Annotated in this window: 16 protein-coding genes; 3 read left to right on the top strand and 13 right to left on the bottom strand. The window is 62.1% G+C overall.

The window, feature by feature from the left end:
- Positions 1-23: 23 nt before the first annotated feature.
- From G9X67_RS23690 to G9X67_RS23655, 8 genes are all read right to left on the bottom strand, one after another.
- On the bottom strand, positions 24-821 hold the full coding sequence (locus G9X67_RS23690) for a 1-acyl-sn-glycerol-3-phosphate acyltransferase (protein WP_138332295.1): 798 nt from the start codon (positions 819-821) through the stop codon (positions 24-26).
- A 27-nt stretch (positions 822-848) separates the two neighbouring features.
- Entirely contained in the window at positions 849-1,277 is a 429-nt protein-coding gene (locus G9X67_RS23685) for a Fur family transcriptional regulator (protein WP_003544875.1), read from the bottom strand.
- A gap of 82 nt (positions 1,278-1,359) precedes the next feature.
- Positions 1,360-1,860 carry an N-acetyltransferase gene (locus G9X67_RS23680; protein WP_003556053.1) on the bottom strand — a complete coding sequence of 167 codons (501 nt, stop codon included), beginning with the start codon at positions 1,858-1,860 and terminating at the stop codon, positions 1,360-1,362.
- Positions 1,857-2,519, bottom strand: coding sequence for a tRNA (adenosine(37)-N6)-threonylcarbamoyltransferase complex dimerization subunit type 1 TsaB (tsaB, locus tag G9X67_RS23675; RefSeq protein ID WP_138332296.1), 663 nt, complete (start codon positions 2,517-2,519; stop codon positions 1,857-1,859). Before tsaB ends, G9X67_RS23680 begins: the two co-directional genes overlap by 4 nt.
- A gap of 88 nt (positions 2,520-2,607) precedes the next feature.
- Positions 2,608-3,174, bottom strand: a complete 567-nt coding sequence (locus G9X67_RS23670; protein WP_012755783.1) for a NifU family protein — start codon at positions 3,172-3,174, stop codon at positions 2,608-2,610.
- Positions 3,175-3,336: 162 nt separating this feature from the next.
- Positions 3,337-3,828 (bottom strand): universal stress protein, encoded by a 492-nt coding sequence (locus tag G9X67_RS23665; RefSeq protein WP_003544884.1) that lies wholly within the window; start codon positions 3,826-3,828, stop codon positions 3,337-3,339.
- A 128-nt stretch (positions 3,829-3,956) separates the two neighbouring features.
- Positions 3,957-5,021, bottom strand: a complete 1,065-nt coding sequence (gene trpS, locus G9X67_RS23660) for a tryptophan--tRNA ligase (protein ID WP_017995867.1) — start codon at positions 5,019-5,021, stop codon at positions 3,957-3,959.
- A 130-nt stretch (positions 5,022-5,151) separates the two neighbouring features.
- A complete protein-coding gene (locus G9X67_RS23655) occupies positions 5,152-5,550 on the bottom strand; it encodes a VOC family protein (protein ID WP_171599831.1) in 399 nt (132 codons plus the stop codon).
- Positions 5,551-5,737: 187 nt separating this feature from the next.
- Between G9X67_RS23655 and G9X67_RS23650 the strand changes: the two genes are divergently transcribed.
- A complete protein-coding gene (locus G9X67_RS23650; protein ID WP_138388346.1) occupies positions 5,738-6,166 on the top strand; it encodes a D-Ala-D-Ala carboxypeptidase family metallohydrolase in 429 nt (142 codons plus the stop codon).
- Between the two features lie 82 nt (positions 6,167-6,248).
- Here the strand turns inward: G9X67_RS23650 and G9X67_RS23645 are convergent, their stop codons facing one another.
- The gene (locus tag G9X67_RS23645; protein ID WP_246697178.1) at positions 6,249-6,842 is read right to left on the bottom strand and encodes a TetR/AcrR family transcriptional regulator; all 594 of its coding nucleotides are present in this window, start codon (positions 6,840-6,842) and stop codon (positions 6,249-6,251) included.
- Positions 6,843-6,950: 108 nt separating this feature from the next.
- On the opposite strand from G9X67_RS23645, the gene G9X67_RS23640 reads away from it, so the two are divergent.
- Together G9X67_RS23640 and G9X67_RS23635 are read left to right on the top strand one after the other, a co-directional pair.
- Positions 6,951-8,003: an aldehyde reductase gene (locus G9X67_RS23640; protein ID WP_171599829.1), complete on the top strand. Its 1,053-nt coding sequence runs from the start codon at positions 6,951-6,953 to the stop codon at positions 8,001-8,003.
- A 36-nt stretch (positions 8,004-8,039) separates the two neighbouring features.
- Positions 8,040-8,444, top strand: a complete 405-nt coding sequence (locus G9X67_RS23635) for a nuclear transport factor 2 family protein (RefSeq protein WP_138332300.1) — start codon at positions 8,040-8,042, stop codon at positions 8,442-8,444.
- A 27-nt stretch (positions 8,445-8,471) separates the two neighbouring features.
- On the opposite strand, the gene murJ is transcribed toward G9X67_RS23635, so the two are convergent.
- From murJ to mutS, 4 genes are all read right to left on the bottom strand, one after another.
- Positions 8,472-10,052, bottom strand: a complete 1,581-nt coding sequence (gene murJ, locus G9X67_RS23630) for a murein biosynthesis integral membrane protein MurJ (protein ID WP_171599828.1) — start codon at positions 10,050-10,052, stop codon at positions 8,472-8,474.
- Between the two features lie 39 nt (positions 10,053-10,091).
- A complete protein-coding gene (locus G9X67_RS23625) occupies positions 10,092-12,998 on the bottom strand; it encodes a [protein-PII] uridylyltransferase (RefSeq protein ID WP_138332302.1) in 2,907 nt (968 codons plus the stop codon).
- A gap of 134 nt (positions 12,999-13,132) precedes the next feature.
- Entirely contained in the window at positions 13,133-13,408 is a 276-nt protein-coding gene (locus G9X67_RS23620) for a hypothetical protein (protein WP_003544896.1), read from the bottom strand.
- A 12-nt stretch (positions 13,409-13,420) separates the two neighbouring features.
- Positions 13,421-16,147, bottom strand: coding sequence for a DNA mismatch repair protein MutS (gene mutS, locus G9X67_RS23615; RefSeq protein ID WP_138332303.1), 2,727 nt, complete (start codon positions 16,145-16,147; stop codon positions 13,421-13,423).
- Between the last annotated feature and the right edge of the window lie 84 nt (positions 16,148-16,231).

Genomic DNA, 16,231 nt, shown 5'->3' with positions numbered 1-16,231 from the left:
CCGGAGAAAATCGAAATCTTGTTTCAGGAGATTTCTCGCCCGCGCAAGCGGCTGTTCAGGAGGTTGCGGATGCGCAAGGCGATCGTCGCGCTCACCTCCTTGCGGCTGGTCTTGGCGCGATAATCGACCGCCTCGCCGAAGGAAACCTCGGCGTCGATGGCGCCGCAGCGCACGATGTCGAGGAGGTGCGGCAGCAGCTCGATATCACCCGGCCAGGCGGCGAGCGGCCGGTGATAGCGCCCCATGGCGATGCCGTGCACCCTGGTATAGGCGACCGCCACCGGCTGCACCACGACGGTTCCCGTCGGCGAATAAGGCACCGCCATCGCGGCGGCGCCGAACAGCGAGGACTTGACCTCGAGCAACCGGTTGCCGTCCGAGGTCGTGCCTTCGGGGAAGAGCACGACGATCTCGCCGTCTGCCATGCGCCCGGCGATCTCGTTTGCCTGGTGACCGGTCTTGCGCCGCTCCTCGCGCACGACGAAGACGCTCTTCTGCAGCTTGGCAAGCGTGCCGAAGATCGGCCAGTCGCTGACCTCGATCTTGGCGATGAAGGCGACGTCGGCAACGGCCGACAGCACCATGATGTCAAGCCAGGAGGAATGGTTGGAGCAGAGCATCAGCGGCCGGCGGTCTTCGAGCTTGCCCATGACGCGGACGCGGATGCCGAGACAATAGCAGACGATCCGGTGCCAGACGCGCGGAAGCCGGCGCCGCAGCCGCCAGTCGAAACGCAACGCCAGCACCTGCAGCGGCATGAATACGATGCTGACGGCAAGGATGACGACCGCGGCGAAGGCGATGCGCAACCAGGCGATCAAATGCTGGTCTCCCGGGCTGCCATTGCGTCAGAGATCTTCTTTCTTCAGCGGAACGCCATAGAGCTCCAGCCGGTGGTCGACCAGTCGGAAGCCGTGCTCGCGGGCGATGCGCTCCTGCAGCGCCTCGATCTCCGGCGAGCGGAATTCGATGACCGTGCCGGTCTTCAGGTCGATGAGATGGTCGTGATGTTCTTCCGGCACCGTTTCGTAGCGCGAGCGCCCGTCGCGGAAGTCGTGGCGGGCGATAATGCCGGCATCCTCGAACAGTTTCACGGTGCGATATACGGTCGAGATCGAGATCTTCGCATCGACTTTCACCGAGCGGCGGTAGAGTTCTTCGACGTCGGGATGGTCTTCCGAGTCTTCCAGGATGCGCGCGATCACGCGGCGCTGCTCGGTCATGCGCATGCCGCGTTCGGTGCAAAGCTCCTCAAGGGTCTTGGCTACATCAGTCATCGCCGGCCTATAGAGATATTCGTGTTTCGACAACGCCGCACGGCATTTGCGCCGGCCTGCATGTTATCTCGCTGCCAGGGAACTACCGAAGAACGCGCTTCATGACAAGCGCCGTGGAGAGGGCGCCGTTTTCTTGTTTGTAGTAACCCTGACGTTCGCCGACCTTTTCGAAGCCGAGCTTGCGGTAGAGGCCAAGCGCTGCCGTATTGCCGTTGTCGACCTCGAGAAACATGCTCTCGCCGCCGCGCGACCGCGCTTCCCGCATCGCCGCCTGCATCAGCCGCCAGCCAAGCCCGGCACGGGCGACCTTCGCCTGCACGGCAATGGTCAGGATCTCCGCCTCGCCGGCGACATGGCGGGCGAGGATGAACCCCGGAAGCGGCTTTTTCAGGATGGCATTGGTCTGGCGCGCGACGAAGCCGAAGACGGTATCCTGCATCAGCAGGCCGTGAAATTCACCGTCGCCCCAGGGCCGGGCGAAGCGCTCGCCGTGCAGGACGGCGACATCGCGGCAATCCTCGCGCTCCATGGCGATGATCTCGAATTCCGGTTTCAGCGTCAGATAGGCTTCCAGCATCGTCATACTCGTCGCGCAATCGCGTACCCGGCCTGCGGCTTGGCATCGGGTCCGCGCAGATAAAGGGGCTTCGGCTTTCCGGCATCGGGGGAGGCGGCAGCGCCCAGGCGCGCCACGACGGAGATCGGGAATCTGTTGGTGTGATCGTCGCCGGCGTCGGCCTTGAGGAGGGGCGTCGCCGAACCGATAATCTCGCCGTCGAAGCCGGCAGCATATGCCTGCGCTTCCGCAACGCCGACTGCCCGTGGCGCGTCGAGGGGCGAACCGTCGGCCGCGAAGGATTGGAGGTAGATTTCGTCCCGCTTGGCATCCATCGCCGCCAACACGGCGCGATGAGGCGTCTTGTCGCGCTGGGCTGATGCCATGACTTCGAGCGTGGTGACGCCGACGGCCGGCACATTGAGGGAAAGCGCGAAACCGCGGGCTGCGGCAACGCCGACGCGGATACCGGTAAAGGAGCCGGGACCGATGGTGACGGCAAGGCGGTCGATATCCGAAAGGGCCACTCCCGCCTGATCGAGCGCGCGATCGACGATACCAATCAGATGTTCAGCATGCCCCTTGCCGATCATGTCCGATGCCTCCCCCAGCACCGTATCCCTGCCGCTGTCATAGACAGCGGCAGCGCAGTCCACACCCGCCGTGTCGAGCGCCAGAATGATCATGCCATCAATTTCCGAATAAACCAGTGTCGCCTATCGATAAATCCGTTCGGCCGAACCTGAGATGAACGGCGGGACGAATTCAGGATTTTTAAGCGGCAATCACTTCCTGCACTTCCGGAACGAAATGGCGCAGCAGGTTCTGGACGCCGTGCTTCAGCGTTGCCGTCGAAGACGGGCAGCCGGCGCAGGAACCCTTCATGTTCAGATAGACCTTGCCATCCTTGAAGCCGCGGAAGGTGATGTCGCCGCCATCCTGGGCAACGGCCGGGCGCACGCGCGTCTCCAGAAGCTCCTTGATGGTCAGCACGATCGATTCATCGCCTTCGTCGAAGAATTCGTCGCCGGCATCGGCGTCTTCGGAAAGGATGGAGGCATCGCCCATGACCGGCTTGCCGGACATGAAATGCTCCATGATCGAGCCTAATATAGCCGGCTTAAGATGCTGCCAGTCGGCATTATCCTTGGAGACGGAAATGAAATCATAGCCGAAATAGACGCCGGTAACGCCTGATATTTCGAACAGGCGGGCAGCGAGCGGCGAGGCTTGAGCCTCCTCAGTGCTGCGGAACTCGGCCGTGCCGTTTTCCATCACCACCTTGCCCGGCAGGAACTTCTGCGTGGCGGGGTTCGGCGTGGCTTCGGTCTGAATGAACATCTGGTTCTCCATGCGGCCGGCCCATGGTCTCGACCGTCTTTAGAATTCTTCAAAAGAAGATAAGCCGATTGACGGCTCTAATCAAGAGACTTGTACTCAAGAAATGCTACAGTTAGAGCATGATGTCGTCCGAAAACCGCTCACAGTTTTCGGCATCATGCTCTAGCAGAGAGCATCGATTTCCTCGTTGGTCAACGTATCCGGCAGCACGGTGACCGGTATCGGAAACGCCGCCGCGCGACCGGCGACCGAGGAGACCAGCGGCCCTGGACCTTCCTTTGCCGAACCGGCGGCCAGAACCAGGATCGCCACATCGCGGTCTTCCTCGATCACGGCGTTGATCTGTTCGGCAGCACCGCCCTCGCGGATGACGACCTCAGGCTCGATGCCGATGGTCTCGCGCACGATCTGGGCGATCTTGGCAACCACCGCCTCGGCCTCCTCACGCGCTTCGGCCCGCATGATTTCTTCGACGCCGAGCCATTGCTGGAAATCCCCATCCGGGATCACGTAGAGCAGCACCAGCCCGCCATTGGAATTCTTCGCGCGCCGGCCGGCATAATGAACGGCGCGTTGGCATTCGGGTGTACCGTCGATTACCGCCATGAATTTGCGGCGGTGACCTTCGAGCCGTGAGAGTCGCTTCGATACCATGGCGCGGACTCTGACACCCGAAGCGGAAAATTTGCAAGCCCAGTTTTTGCCCTGATGCCCGAGAAGAAATCCCCTTCTCCCCAGGGGAAGTCCCCTTCTCCCCTGGCGGGAAAAAGGGGAGATCTATCTCAATAGAGGAAGCCGATGACGTCGCGCACTTGTTGCATCGTCACCTCGGCGCGGGCCCTTGCGCGTTCGCCGCCCTTGCGCAGGATAGCGTCGATATGGCTGGTATCGTCCATCAGCCGGCGCATTTCGCCGGTGATCGGCGCCAGCACGTTGATTGCCAGGTCGACCAGCGCCGGCTTGAAGACGGAGAATTGCTGGCCGCCGAATTCGGCAAGCACGTCCGCCTTCGATTTGTCGGCGAGTGCGGCATAGATCGCCACCAGATTGTCGGCTTCCGGACGGCCCTGCAACCCGTCGATCTCGCTCGGCAAGCCGTCCGGATCGGTCTTGGCCTTGCGGATCTTCTTCGAGATCGCGTCCTCATCGTCCATCAGGTTGATGCGCGAGAGATCGGAGGGGTCCGACTTCGACATTTTCTTGGTGCCGTCGCGCAGCGACATGACGCGCGGCGCCGGCCCGCCGATCAGCGGCTCGACCATCGGGAAATAGGCATGCACCGGCTCGTTGCCGACGGTGATGTCGACGCCGTAACCGGTCCTGCTGATATGCTCGGCATAGTCGAGGTTGAACTTCATCGCGATGTCGCGGGCAAGCTCCAGATGCTGCTTCTGGTCCTCACCAACAGGCACATGGGTCGCGCGATAGACGAGAATGTCGGCGGCCATCAGGCTCGGATAGGCATAGAGCCCGAGCGAGGCCTGCTCGCGGTCCTTGCCGGCCTTGTCCTTGAACTGGGTCATCCGGTTCATCCAGCCGATGCGGGCGACGCAGTTGAAGATCCAGGCGAGTTCGGCATGCTGCGGCACGGCCGACTGATTGAAGACGATATGCTTTTCCGGATCGATGCCGGCGGCGATGAAGGCGGCGGCGATCGAGCGCGTCTGGCTCGGCATGTCCTCATGCACGAGTTGGGCGGTGAGCGCGTGCATGTCGACGACGCAGTAGATGCAGTCATTGCCTTCCTGCAGCGCCACAAACCGGCGGATCGCGCCGAGATAATTGCCGAGATGCAGATTGCCGGTCGGCTGCACACCGGAGAATACGAGTTTCTTGAATTCGCTCATGTCGTCCTCAATAGGCTGGTGGAGGGCCCACGCTGTCACAGTTTAAATTGCTGCAGAATGCAGCAGGGCTTTTCGCCCATGTTGTTAACGCCGCGGCTTATGCACGGGCAACCGGTCGCAATCAAGGGGTTCAGGCGGCCGTGTGCTGGATCAGATCGAAAGTGTTGCCGTAGGGATCCGCAAACACCGCCACCGTGCCGTAAACCTCGTGACGCGGCTCTTCCTGAAAACGCACGCCGGCTGCCAGCATCGCGCCATGGTCGCGGGCGAAATCGTCGGTCTTCAGAAAGAAGCCGACACGCCCGCCGGTCTGATTGCCGACGGCCGCGCGCTGCGTCTCGTCTGCCGCCTGCGCCAGCAAAAAGGCGGCTCCATCCCCACCCCTCGGCTTCACCACCACCCAGCGCTTGCCCTCCGGCTGCAGCTCGTCCTGAAGGCAATCGAAACCGAGACTATCGCAATAAAAAGCCTTGGCGCGGTCGTAGTCGTCGACCACGAGGGTGACGAGGAAAAGAGACTGGATCACCATGTGTTGCCTCGCGTTTGAGATGTTTATTCCAGTTTGGGGCGGCAATTCCCGGATTTTAAGCCGAATTGATCAATCGACTTACTCATAATTGAGTATAAAATTTCACAAAAAAGCTTTTTTTGAACCGAAAATCCTGCGCATGGTGCCGGCGCCGTTGGGGTCGCTGGGATAGCCGATCGGAGCGACCATGCAGAACGCAATTTTGCTCGCCATGGCAGGCCTTTTCGCCTTTCAATCAGCAACGGGTGCCGTCGGTCAAGACATGAAAAGGCATGCCGTTCATCTTGCAAAACATCAGGCACGTCTCGCCTACACGGTCCAGACCGTCAGCGTTCGTGCCAGCTGCTTTCCGGGGCGCCTGCGAGCGATCCTGTCGCATATTGCTGCGAAGACCGGCCGACGCCCTGTGATAACCTCGGGCCACAGGCCGCATCCCCGCCGCCATGGGTCCCTGCATGGGAAATGTCTGGCGGCCGATATCAGGATGCCCGGCCTGTCGGAGCGCACGATCATTGCTGCCGCAAGAAGCGCGCCGGGCATCGGCGGCATCGGCAGCTATTGCAACGGCATCATCCATGTCGACGTCGGACCGCAGCGACGATGGGTGGATTGCTGAGGAATCATCCGGTCCGCCTTTTCCCATTCCGGTTTAAGGATCGCCGATTCAGTGGCGGCGAAAAGACCTACCGCGACCACCTCTATTGGCCGCTCCGCGGCGTCACCGCCACCCGCAGGAGACGCATGAATAGTTTTGTATCGTCATCGAGGCTGGAACCATTCCATTGCGCGTGTTTGATCCCATCCATTGCAGCCATCATGATACTGGCCAGTTGAACAGGCGATGCCTGCAGCGGTTCGAGATCAATTTCCCTGGTTGCCGCGGCGGCATTCAGCGTCTGTGTCAGCATCGTCGATAGCCGTGTCCGCGCGTCGAGCGTGATATCCGCAGCCAAGGCCATATTGGCGGCAAACAGTTCTTCTGCATCGGAACTGCCGCCAAAAGGGGCGATTAACTCCCGCTGAAACACCGCTATGGCCTTTTCCATGCGGTCAAAGGTGTTCCCCTGTCCTGCCAGGGCCGCTCCCACCTCATCCAGCGCGCGAATATGCGCTCGCATGGAACCGGCTCGGAAAAGCTCTTCCTTGCTGTTGAAGCTCAGATAGAGCGATGCTCGCGAAATTCCTGCGGCGCGCGCAATGTCGGCCATGGAAGTTTTTCGAAAGCCGAAACGCACGAACACCGGCAGGGCAGCATCCAGGATTTGGGTGATTTTCCGATCATTCTGCATCATTTGGACAGACTGGCATTTCATGACCATTCTGTCAAAAGACGAGTAGACAAATAATGTATAGATGTCTAAGTCGATGAAGGCGCATCGGTGCGCAGTCAGGAGATACCCATGAGTATCACGTCAGATAATTCTAATGGCGCCATCGTATTGGTGACCGGCATTGGCGGATTTCTCGCAGGCCACATTGCCTTGCAGTTGCTCAAGCAGGGGTATCGGGTCAGAGGAAGCCTGCGCAGCATCGGTACAAGCGCTGCGACGGTCGGTCTGCTTGGAGCGCACACTGACGGGCAACTGCAAAACCTCAGTCTGGTGCAGGCCGATCTTGATAGCGATGGCGGTTGGGCTGCGGCTGTCGAAGGATGCGACTATGTCATTCACACCGCATCGCCTTTCCCTCCGGGATATCCTGAAAATGAGAATGCACTGATCCAGACAGCCCGCGATGGTGCGTTGCGCGTGCTTCGCGAGGCGCATCGGGCACGGGTCAAACGTGTGGTTCTGACATCCTCTATAGCTGCCACCAACCATGGCGACGGGCAGGCGCCCTTTACCGAAGAGAATTGGACCGACCCGGAAAGCCCGCGGGCGACGCCCTATTACAAATCCAAGACGCTGACTGAGCGGGCCGCCTGGGCCTTTGCTCATGAAGTCGGGCTCGATCTGGCCGTGATCAATCCAAGCACGATCCTCGGGCCGTTGCTCGGGCCGAATTTCGGGACGTCTGTTGGATTGATCCACCATTTGATGACGGGACGATTCAACGGTATCCCGCGCTTTGGCTTCTCCGTCGTGGATGTGCGCGATACCGCCGATGCCCACATTCGAGCGATGACCAATCCTGCTGCCGGCGGCCAACGGTTCATCATCGGTGGACGGTTTTTCTGGCTCAAGGACCTTGTGGCCATTCTTGCCCATTCCTTTCCCGACCATGCCTCCCGCCTGCCGTCCGGGGAAGTCCCTGATGAGATCGTTAGGGTCATGGCGCAATCCGACCCCAATGCGCGAACCATTGTTCATGAGCTCAATCGCGATCTCAGCGTCAGTGCGGCAAAAGCCCACTGCGTCCTCGGATGGAGCTCACGCCCAGAAGAGGAATGCATCCGTGCCAGCGCCCAAAGCCTCATCGACTTGGGATTGGTGCCGGCCTACCACGATGCGTAGATTCAAATAGCTTTTGCTTTCAATTGGAGAACGGACATGACAATCCCGACCGTCGACGCATCCTCGCCGGCCAGTAAGGCCAACCTTCTTCGCGAAACGGAGCGCGCGAGGCTGCGTGCCCTGGTCAACGCCGATATTGTTCGGGCACAACAGCTTCACGCTCCGGACTTCCAGCTGATAACGCCAATCGGTGCTACGCTTTCAAAGGAAGAATATCTCGGTGCGATCGCCTCCGGGCAGATCAAATACCTGATCTGGCGGCCCGCTGACATTGCCGTGCGCCTTTATGACGGGGTCGCCGTTCTTCGGTATCGTGCTCAGCTGGAGGTTGTCTTCGGTGGCCACAAAGTCGCTCTCAACGATTACTGGCACACTGACACGTATGAGCGGCATGACGAACGATGGATGGTTGTCTGGTCGCAAGCCACAGCCATAAAGTAGCCAGCGTCACGGTGGTTACGACCGGCCTCACCCGTCGTTAGCCGGCGCCTGCTTGCGGTTCAGATTGCGTCGGATCATGCCGAGATTTGCCCCGCCGACCAGGAAGGCGGTGGCGAAATAGATCAGCATGGCGATTGCAATCAGCAACCCGAGGGTGCCGATCTTGGTGAGAAGCGGCGCGCCGGAAGCAAGCCAGGGCGCCCAATATTGCTTGAGGAAGACGATGGCCGCACCCATGACGGCCGCAGCGACGATCAGCAGGGCGGTGCGCTTTGCCAGCGCCCATTCCCATGTCAGGTGGCCACGGCGCAAAAGCGTGGCAAACAGCAGCACGGTGCTGATCCAGCCGGCGGTGGCTTCGGCAACCGCGATGCCTGGCGCGCCCATATAGGGGAAGAGCGTCAGCGCCGTGGCGCAGTTGGTCGCAACCGCAATGGCCGAAAAACGCATCGGCGTCTTGGTGTCCTCGCGGGCATAGAAACCGGGCTGCAGCGCCTTGATCAGCACAAAGGCCGGCAGGCCGATGCCGTAAATCGCCAGGATCGAGCCGACGACGGCGGTGTTTTCCTGATGGAAGGCGCCGCGCTCGTAGAGCACGCGGATGATCTCGTCAGAGAGGATCCAGAGCGCGAAGGCGGCGGGGATCGTCAGGAACAGCACGAATTCGATCGAGCGGTTCTGCAGGTTTCCGGCCTCGCGCAGGTTGCCGCCCTTCAGCGCCCGGGCAAGTTCCGGCAGAAGCACCACGCCGACGGCGACGCCGACGACGCCGAGCGGCAGCTGATAGATGCGGTCGGCATATTGCAGTGCTGCGATCGCCCCGTCGCGCGACGACGCAATCGCCTGGCCGATCAGCTGGTTGATCTGGGTGATGCCGCCGGTCACCGCAGCCGGCACCGCCAGGATCAGCAGCCGCTTGACGTTCGGCGTCATCTTCGGGAAACGGAAGCCGATGCTCATGCCGGCCGCAAGCACGCCGACATAGACGACGGCGAGTTGCAGGACGCCGGCGGCAAGAACGCCCCAGGAGAGATACCAGGCCGTCGCCAGCGGATCGGCGCCGGTATAGAGCGCATAAAACAGCGCCCCGATCATCACCACGTTGAGGAAGACGGGCGCGATGGCGGCGGCGAAGAAATGATGCAGCGAATTCAGCATGCCGCTCATCATCGCCGTCAGCGACATGCACATCAGATAGGGAAACATCACGGCCGCCATGCGGATCGTGATTGAGAACTTTTCGGGATCGTCGGCAAAGCCCGGCGCGATGACGAAGCGCACCAAGAGCGGCATGGCAAGCTCCATCACGATGGTGATGAGCAGCAGCACCGAAAACAGCACGCCGAAGACTTCTTCCGAAAAGCGCTTGGCGCCGTCCGTACCGTTCGCCTCGATCTCCTTGGCAAAGAGCGGCACGAAGGCGGCGTTGAAGGCCCCCTCGGCGAATAGCCGGCGGAAGAGATTCGGAAAGCGGAAGGCGGCGTAGAAGACGTCGGCCATCGGTCCGGTGCCGAGGGCCGCAGCCATCAGCGTTTCGCGGGCGAAGCCGAAGATGCGGCTGCCGAGGGTGGCGCCGCCGACGGTCGCGAATTTCTTGACGAGGCTCATGCGTTTGGGCTCATGCGTGGGGGGCTCATGCGTTCAAGCTCATATGGGGGAACCGGCCTTCTTTTCGCTGGCGGGCGGGGTCCGGGCGGTGGCGGCGGGTGCGATGATGCCGGAGGGCATGCGCTCGCGCAGCTCGTCTTCTTCCTCGGCCATGACGGCCTTCATCCGGGCGGTGATGTTGGCGCGCTTGCTGTCGCCTGATATTTTCTGGCCGACCAGATCGGTAACGTAGAAGGTGTCGATCACCTTCTCGCCGAAAGTGGTGATCCGGGCCGACTGGATGTCGAGCGACAGATCGGAAAGGACGGCGGTGATCTCCGACAGCAGCCCCGGCCGGTCGAGGCATTCGACTTCGATGACCGTGAACTTGTTCGACAGGCTGTTGGTGATGTTGACCGACGGCGGAATGACGAAGGCCTTGCTCTTCTTGCGGTTGCGCGCGCGCGTGGCGATGACCTCGGGCAGCCGCTTGCGGCCGGACAGCACGTCCTCGATCATCCGGCCGATCGTCGCGGCCCGGCGCAGTTCGTCGGCATCGTCGGTGAATTCGCGGCTGACATGGATGGTGTCGAGTGCCCGCCCGTCCGATGTCGTGAAGATCTGCGCGTCGACGATGTTGGCCCCGGCCGCGGCACAGGCACCGGCAATGACGGCAAGCAGCCGCGGATGGTCGGGCGACAACACGGTGATCTCGGTGATTGCGTGGAAACTGTCGGTGCGCACCGTGGTGGCGAGCGCCTGGCCCGCCTTATCCGCCTGGCGGATGAAATCAGCGTGGCGGATCTGGTCTTCCAGCGGCACGGAGAGCAGGTAGGGCTGGTAGTGCAGCTTGGTATAGGTATTGCGGTCCTTCTGGCTCCAGTCGGCGAGTGCTGAATGCAGCGCCTCGGCGGCGGCATTGGCGCGCTCCTTGCGGGAGACCTCCGAAAAGCCGCCGGCAAGCAGCAGCTCGGTTTCGTAATAGAGCGTGCGCAGCAGCTGGCCCTTCCAGCCGTTCCACACACCCGGACCGACGGCGCGGATATCGCAGATCGTCAGGATCAACAGCATCTTCAGCCGGTCCAGCGACTGCACGCGGTCGGCGAAATCGGTGATGGTCTTGCGGTCGGTGAGGTCGCGGGTCTGCGCCACCATCGACATGGTCAGATGTTCTTCGATCAGCCAGACGACGATTTCCGTCTGCTTCTGCGACAGGCCGAAGCGGGAGCAGAGCTTACGGGCGACGCGGGCGCCGGCGATCGAATGATCCTCCTGGCGGCCCTTGGCGATGTCGTGGAGGAGCACGGCGACATAAAGCGCCTCGCGGTCCTCGATGCCGGGCATCAGCTTGTTGGCGAGCGGATGCAGATCCTCGGCGCGGCCCTTGTCGATCTCGGAGAGAATGTCGACGGTGCGGATCAAATGTTCGTCGACCGTATAGTGGTGATACATGTTGAACTGCATCATCGCGACGATCTTGCCGAATTCGGGGATGAAGCGGCCGAGCACGCCGGCTTCGTTCATCCGGCGCAGGATGAGCGCCGGATCCCGCTTCGACGTCAGGATCGACATGAACAGCCGGTTGGCCTCGTCGTTTTCCCGCAAGGCATTGTCGATTAGGGCGAGGGAACGGGTAACGCGTTTCAGCGCGTCCGGATGGAATTCCAGCCCGTTGATGTCGGCGACGTGGAAGAGCCGGATGATGTTGACAGGATCGCGCTTGAAGACTTCGGGGTCGGCCAGCGCAATGCGGCCGCGGTCTTCGACGAATTCGACGCTGCCGGCGATCTTGCGGTTGCGATGGGTGAAGCGGCTGATGACGCCGGTGAGGCCGGGGATCGACTTCGCCTGCTGGTCTTCAAGTGCGGCACAGAGGATGCGCGTGAGATCGCCGACATCCTTCGCGACAAGGAAATAGTGCTTCATGAAGCGCTCGACGGCCGAAAGGCCCGGGCGGGTGTGATAGCCGAAGGCTTCGGCGATCTCGCGCTGGATATCGAAGGACAGGCGCTCCTCGGCCTTGCCGGTCAGGAAGTGCATATGGCAGCGCACTGCCCAGAGAAAATCGTCGGCTTTCTCGAGCAGGCGGTACTCGTGCTTGGAGAGCACGCCGAGCTTGACCAGCTCCGCCTGGTCGCGCACGTGATAATAATATTTCGAGATCCAGAACAGCGTGTGCAGGTCGCGAAGCCCGCCCTTGCCTTCCTTGACGTTCGGTTCGACGAGATAACGCGTGTCGCCCGCCTTGCGGTGGCGCTCGTCGCGCTCGGCAAGCTTGGCGGCGATGAATTCGGGACCGGTGCCGGTGACGATCTCCTTGTCGAAGCGGGTCTCGAGCTCGGTTTCCAGCCGCTGCAGGCCGCAGATGTAGCGCATCTCCAGGATGGCGGTGCGGATCGTCATGTCGGATTTGGACAGCGCAATGCATTCCTCCACCGTGCGGGTGGCGTGACCGACCTTGAAGCCCATGTCCCAAAGCACGTAGAGCATGAATTCGACCGCCTTGTGCGTCTCTTCCGCCGGCCTCGGCAGAAAGAGGAACAGCAGGTCGATATCCGAGCCCGGCGCCAGCGTGTCGCGGCCGTAGCCGCCGACGGCGGTGACCGCGAACTTGTCCTTCTGCTGCGGAAAGATATGGGCGGTGGCGAAATTGTAGAGGACGGTGGTGATCTGGTCCTGCAGCCAGGAAATCCGGTAGGCGCAATTGAGCCCGCCGCCGTCGGCCATCAGTGCCTCGCGCGCCTTCTGCCGGCCTTCGGTGCTCGCCTTCTTCAGCACCGCCAGAAGATCGGCGCGCAGGACGTCGGGCCGGTTCCGGTTGGCCTCGGCAACGGCGTCACACTGCTTCTGCAAGAGCTCGACGTCGAGGATATTGGAGAAATCGAGGTCGCGCATCGCTGTCGCCGGGGCGGTTTCCTGTTCATGCCGGACTGCCGGTTCACGGCCTGCCGCTTGTTTCGTCTGCATGCGCTATAGCCCCTTTGCCCGGCGATTGACACGGGCTTTCATACTGCAAGAACCTTTAAATTTGGCGAAATGGTGTTGGCTCGCCGCAAGAGACGAGAGCGCTTTGACGCAAGGCGCCGGCTTTCCCGGAATCCTCAGCCGGCGGCCCGCGCATTCAGCAAATGCAGCACCTGCCGTGTCTCGCGCATGATCTCCTCGAGCGCCTGCCTGTCGCATTCGCGATAGCCGGCCTTGGCAATCGAGGTTCCGAGCTCTGAGATCACGGCGCAGCAGCGGGTGATTTTCAGCATGCCGATCGGCGAAGTCCAGCCGCGGGCATTGCGGTCCTTATCGGCGCGCCGCATCGTATCGAGCATGGAGCAGATGAGCGAGAGGCGCTCGGTTTCGCGAACCAGTTTCTCCATGAACATGGCGCGCTACTCCTATTTCAGCTTTTTCTTGAGGTCGTAAAGCGCATCCATTGCCTCGCGCGGCGTCATGTCGTCAAGGCTCATCGCCTTTAGCGCCTCCTCGACCTTGGAGGCCCCGCGGGCGGTTTCCTCGCGGCGCACCGCCACCTGGAAAAGCGGCAGGTCGTCGATCAGCTGGCTCGCCGGGTTCTTGCGGTCGGCATCTTCCAGACGGGTAAGCACGTCGCGGGCGCGTGCCACGACCGAGGCCGGAAGTCCGGCAAGGCGCGCGACCTGGATGCCATAAGAGCGGTCCGCCGCGCCCGGCCCGACCTCATGCAGGAAGATGACGTCGCCGTCCCATTCCTTGACGCGCATCGTGGCGTTCGATAGCCGGCCAAGCTTTTCCGAAAGAACCGTCAGCTCGTGGAAATGCGTTGCAAACAGCCCGCGGCAGCGATTGGCTTCATGCAGGTGCTCGACGGCGGCCCAGGCGATCGACAGGCCGTCGAACGTAGCGGTGCCGCGGCCGATCTCATCGAGGATGACGAGCGAACGGTCGCTCGCCTGGTTGAGGATCGCCGCCGTTTCCACCATCTCGACCATGAAGGTGGAGCGCCCGCGCGCCAGATCGTCGGACGCGCCAACGCGCGAGAAAAGCCGGTCGACGATGCCGATATGGGCCGATGTCGCCGGCACGAAGGAGCCCATCTGCGCCAGGATTGATATCAGCGCGTTCTGGCGCAGGAAGGTCGACTTGCCGCCCATGTTCGGGCCGGTCAGCAGCCAGATCGCGCCGTCCCGGTCGCCGGTCCTCGGCGAGAGATCACAATGATTGGCGACGAAGGGGCCGCCCGCCTGCCGCCGCAGCGCCTGCTCGACGACCGGATGGCGCCCGCCCTCGATGGCAAACATCTTCGAGCCGTCGACCTGCGGGCGGCAATAGGCCTGCTCCTCGGCGAGAAGTGCCAGGCCGGCGGCGACGTCGATGACCGCAAGCGCCCGGGCGCCGGATTTGATCGCCTCGGCTTGCGCAACGACGGCCGCCGTCATCCTGTCGAAGGCTTCGAGTTCGATCGTCAGCGCCTGGTCGGCGGCATTGGCGATGCGGCTTTCGAGGTCGGCAAGTTCGGTCGTGGTGAAGCGCATCGCGTTCGCCATCGTCTGGCGGTGGATGAAGCGGGCCTTCGCGTCCGCCGTCTCCGTCATCGGCGAGGCATTGCCGGCGGTGACTTCGATAAAATAACCGAGGACATTGTTGTGCTTGATCTTCAGCGACCGGATGCCGGTCTCCTCGGCATATTGCAATTGCAGGCCAGCGATGACGCGACGCGACTGGTCGCGCAGTGCCCGGACCTCGTCGAGCTCGGCGTTGGCGCCGTCGCGCAGGAAGCCGCCATCGCGTTTCAACAGCGGCAATTCTTCGGCAAGCATCTCGGCAAGCAGCTTCTCCAGGGCCGCGGGAAGGGCCTGCAGCCCGGATAGCGCCTGGCCGAGCTCTTCGGGCAGCATCGCCTTGCCGAGCATGGCCGCAACTCCGCCGGCCGCTTCAAGGCCCTGGCGGATCGCCCAGAGATCGCGCGGGCCGCCGCGGTCGAGCGCCAGGCGCGACAGGGCGCGCGGCATGTCGGGCACATGTTTCAGCGTGTCGCGCAGATTGCCGCAGAGCAAGGGTTCGTCGATCAGGAAGCCGATCGAATCGAGCCGCGCATTGATGCGGGCGGGGTCGGTCAGCGGCGACATCAGCCGTTCGGCGAGAAGCCTGGCGCCGCCGCCGGTGACGGTGCGGTCGATCGCCTTTAACAGCGAGCCGTTGCGATCGCCCGAAAGCGTGCGGGCAAGTTCGAGATTGGCGCGGGTGGCGGGATCGATGAACAGCGTCGAAGCGGCACTTTCCCGTTCCGGCTTTCCAAGCGGCGGCCGCTCGGCAATCTGCGTTTTCTCGACATAGGCGACGGCGGCCGCCGCCGCCGCCAGCTCGGCGCGTGAGAAGGTGCCGAAGCCATCGAGCGTCGCGACGCCGAAATACCGCGCGATCCGGCCTTCGGCGCTGGCGCTGTCGAAGAGCACGGAAGGCTGCGGCACGGCTGTGCGGCCGAGTACGTCGAAGACCGGCTTGAGTTCGGGATCGTGGAAGATCGTATCGGGCAGGATAAGCTCGCGCGGATCGATGCGCAGGATATCGGCAAGCAGCCGCGAGGCTTCGGTCTCGGCAAGCCGGAAGACGCCTGTGGAAATATCGATCCAGGCAAGCGCCAGCAAGGCCTCGCCGCTGGCGCGAATGCGGGTCAGCGCCATCAGATAGTTGGATTCCGAGGGCGAAAGCAGCTTTTCCTCGGTGATCGTGCCGGGAGTGACGAGGCGGACGACGTCACGCTTGACGACGGATTTCGCGCCGCGTTTTTTTGCTTCGGCCGGATCTTCGATCTGCTCGCAGACGGCAACGCGGAAGCCGAGTGAAATCAGCTTCTGCAGATAATCGTCGGCCGCATGCACCGGAACGCCGCACATCGGGATATCCTGGCCCATATGCTGGCCGCGCTTGGTCAGCGTGATGCCGAGCGCGCGTGAGGCTTCCAGCGCATCCTCGAAGAACAGCTCGTAGAAATCGCCCATGCGATAGAACAGAAGCGAACCCGGATTGTTCGCCTTGATCTCGATAAATTGCTCCATCATCGGCGTCGCCGAGGCACGGCTTTCCGCCGTGGCGAGCTCGGCAGCCGAAAAGGCTTCATTCCCTGTGTCTATTCGTGCGTTCACGGAGGTGGAGTTTTTCCCAAAAAAACAGGTGCCAACCCTATCCGCGCGCCGCTATAGATGACAACAGCATTTGAGGAAGAGCAA

Origin of the sequence: Rhizobium sp. WYCCWR 11152, assembly GCF_013087615.1 — a bacterium.
GTDB classification, from domain to species: domain Bacteria; phylum Pseudomonadota; class Alphaproteobacteria; order Rhizobiales; family Rhizobiaceae; genus Rhizobium; species Rhizobium indicum.
Note: the sequence above shows the minus strand (reverse complement) of the source record. Positions and strands in the feature narration are given on the sequence as shown.